Source organism: Photobacterium frigidiphilum, from assembly GCF_003025615.1.
Lineage (GTDB): Bacteria > Pseudomonadota > Gammaproteobacteria > Enterobacterales > Vibrionaceae > Photobacterium > Photobacterium frigidiphilum.
Genome location: NZ_PYMJ01000112.1, coordinates 1 through 1,451, shown reverse-complemented (window position 1 = coordinate 1,451; position 1,451 = coordinate 1). Strand labels below are relative to the sequence as shown.

The window sequence follows — 1,451 nt, the reverse complement described above, 5'->3', positions numbered from 1 at the left end:
CAATGGGTATCGAGCTGGAACGCCGCTCTCAGAGTTGACGGCTTCGACGTTGGTGCAGGCGAGTATGATGCCGACCTGATGGCCGGTACGGGATAGGTGTATTCAAATGACGAGAAAAAGGCCATATCTGTTCAATGATGCGCCGTTGAATGGCGACGAAATAAACGTAGGCAATAACGGAGGTGAAAAAGAGTCAGCGAGTGCCAGCCTCTGTTCATGGTAAGGAATATTGAAATTCCTTACCATCAAGGTCAGGAGTTCTGTGCCCTGCTTCCTAAAGAAATCATCGCTCCCGATATTTCAGCACAATGGGCGCAACGTCAACAACGTATACGCAATGGCGAATACACGGTTGGCCAGTTTATCCATGATCTAGATAATTACATTGATGCACGTATCCACGACGTCAAAACTCACGGTGTATCCATTACCGTTGCAAATGCCATTACCTGCCCTCATTGCCAAAGCGGAACACTGCTCAAGAGAAAAGGAAAAAATGGCATGTTCTGGGCTTGCAATCGTTACCCAGATTGCAAGTCCACGTTTGAAAACGTGAAGAACAAACCACAGCTTGAAAAAAAACCAAGAGTATTAGGCGAAACATCAGATATAGAGTTCTGTAAACAATGTAGTAGTGCCCTTATTCGCCGGCCAGCAAAACGCAAAGATACTTTTTGGTGGGGATGTTCAGGTTTTCCAAAGTGTAACGTGCGTTACTTTGATAAGAACGGAAAACCCGATCACGACAAAGGCGCAATCTAAATCAGCACTCTCAAAGTAAGTGTTTATTTTCCAATAAAATAGAGGTTCATCAGCCATACAAGAGCCTCTAAAACTGACACAGCCTTTTGTCATCCGACAGTCATAGCCTGACACAGGCTGAATGCCCAGCCAAGAGCGTGCCTGGCAGCAAGGTGGGATCGCTCATTTTACTCTTCATATAATCTCAACTTTCCTTCAATCCATGAATTCACTGCACTGGCTTTGCATTTGCTTCGCAAATAATGGCGCGTCTAGGCAATCTAACCGATAAAGTTACAGCGTCCACTTGGCTTATCCACATATCCATCAGGAAAATGGAGATATTAAAACGATCGTAATTTGCCTGTGGGTATGTGGGTAAGCCGCTATAATTTCCGTTGATATGACAGCGCGATATGTTGCATCCCGTTGGAAGCTTGCGCCCAAAAGGGATGCCGCCAAAATATCCTCTCTCCAATAGCTACATCCCTCTTGCGAACAAGAAGGATGTAAAATCATGCTTATAAATGAGACCAGTAATGACGGTGGCCGTTTTTGTCCACCTTGCTACTCATAACAAGATTGCCATTAAGCCAGATTGAAAAACTCACACCAAATTCATCACTTTTTTGCTTGAGTTACCCGCGTTCGGTGGCCATGCCACGCGATCGAATTGTTGCTCGGTGATCGGGTTTTACACTGCTTTTTTA

The 1,451-nt window shown here is 45.0% G+C and carries 1 protein-coding gene; it reads left to right on the top strand.

Translation table 11 applies throughout. The features are described 5' to 3' along the window. The first annotated feature begins 216 nt into the window (after positions 1 to 216). Positions 217 to 762, top strand: a complete 546-nt coding sequence (locus C9J12_RS30030) for a topoisomerase DNA-binding C4 zinc finger domain-containing protein (protein WP_107247121.1) — start codon at positions 217 to 219, stop codon at positions 760 to 762. The last annotated feature ends 689 nt before the right edge of the window (positions 763 to 1,451 follow it).